Raw genomic sequence first — 1,999 nt, forward strand, 5'->3', positions numbered from 1 at the left:
TGAACTTGAAAGCTGGTATATTGCTGATTTAGAAGCGGTAGAAAAGGCTTATAATAAAACCAATATTTCATCACAGCAAAATAAAAATAAAGTATCGGCTCAATAAGTAGGGGTAAAAGAGGAAAATAAGTGCAACGAGGTACACACAGTGTGATAAAATAGGAGACATGACGCAAAAAATTATTGAGAGTGACAAATCAATATCAGATTTACTGCAAACCATCGAGCCAAAAGGGATTGCAGACGAATCAATGCGTCATACAGTAGAGATATTACTAAACTTAATAGAACAATTACAATTAAAAGTCAAAGGCTTAGAGTCAGAGAATCAACGGTTAAAAGATGAAAATAACCGATTGAAAGGAGAACAAGGTCAACCAGACATAAAAGCTAAGAGTAAGAAAGGGTTTGAAAATAAGCACTCATCAGAACAAGAAAGAAAAACCCCAAAACAGCACTCCAAGGGCAGTAAAAATCAAACTATTAAAATAGACAGAGAGAAAATACTAGAATACCCCCAAGACAAACTACCAGCAGACGCAAAGTTTAAAGGGTATGAAGAAGTAATCGTCCAAGACATCATCCTGACAACCGATAACGTATTATTCCGGAAAGAGAAATACCACTCACCCTTAGAAAAGAAAACCTATTTAGCAGAACTACCAAGCGGTTACGAAGGAGAATTCGGTCCAGGAATAAAAACCTTAATTATCAGCTTGTATTACGGGGGCAACATGACCCAAGGCAAGTTATTAGAGTTTTTAGAGGATATAGGAATTTCCATGTCAGCGGGGTATTTATCTAATCTACTGATTAAAAACCATGCTGATTTTGAAACAGAGAAAACAGAAGTATATTTATCGGGACTAGAGAGCAGTCCTTGGCAACACTTCGACCAAACTGCTGCCCGTGTTGGTGGAGTTAACCATACCACGAATGTCATCTGTAACCCTTTATATACAGTTTACTTGACAACTCCCTCCAAAGACCGATTGACCGTACTCAAAGGCTTGCAGAATACCAAAGAACTGGAGTTTATTATCAATCAATTTACCTATGAGTTGCTGATAAATTTCCCGCTACCGAATAAATATAAAAACGCTCTCCAACTATTACCGCAAGAAACTGTGTTGAACTCTCAACAGTTTCTTGCCCTACTGGATACCTATCTACCCAAACTTGGTTCCCAACAACGAACGCGAATCATGGAAGCAGCGGCTATTGCCTTCTATCATCAACAAACTGATTGGCCAGTGGTGCAAACTCTCGTCTGTGATGATGCTCCCCAATTCAAGTTACTGACTGATAATATTGCTTTGTGTTGGGTGCATGAGGGACGACATTATAAGAAATTAAGTCCGTTTATTGCTTGTCACCAAAAGATAATAGAAGAATTTCTGGATGATTTCTGGGATTACTACCGAGACTTACTTGCTTATAAAGATTCTCCCAGTCAACAAACCGCAGAAAAACTCCGGTCTGAGTTTTGGAAACTTTTTTCGACAGCAAGTGGTTATGAACAGTTGGATGAGCGAAAACGATTAACACGGATGAAAATTTCCGAGTTGCTTTTAGTATTAGAGCATCCTGAATTGCCTTTGCACAATAATCCGGCGGAGTTAGCTGCTAGGACGATGGTGCAACGACGTAATATTAGTTATGCCACTCAAACTATTGAAGGTACTCAGGCTTGGGATACTTTTATGTCTCTTGTTGCTACTACTCGTCAGTTGGGAATTAGTTTTTTTGAATATATCCGTGACCGCATTTCTCAGCTTGGAAATATTCCCCCTTTGGCAACTGTTATTCGGAAAAAATCTGCTCTCAATTCCTTTGGTTTGTCATGGGTGCTTGAATAACTCTTTCCCCTATATATTGAGGGGATACAATCTAATTCTGATTTACCTTATATGAGTGCTAGTAGAATTAGAGGTAAATTACGTGCCAGCAGTCCAGAAGATCAACGTAAATCCTTTTGCAGTAATACCTTAGAAGATGT

The 1,999-nt window shown here is 38.6% G+C and carries 1 protein-coding gene; it reads left to right on the forward strand.

Translation table 11 applies throughout. From position 1 onward, the window contains the following. Positions 1 to 167 precede the first annotated feature (167 nt). Entirely contained in the window at positions 168 to 1,859 is a 1,692-nt protein-coding gene (locus tag CUN59_RS07670) for an IS66 family transposase (RefSeq protein WP_104387290.1), read from the forward strand. Positions 1,860 to 1,999 lie beyond the last annotated feature (140 nt).

This window comes from Cuspidothrix issatschenkoi CHARLIE-1 (genome assembly GCF_002934005.1).
Lineage (GTDB): Bacteria > Cyanobacteriota > Cyanobacteriia > Cyanobacteriales > Nostocaceae > Cuspidothrix > Cuspidothrix issatschenkoi.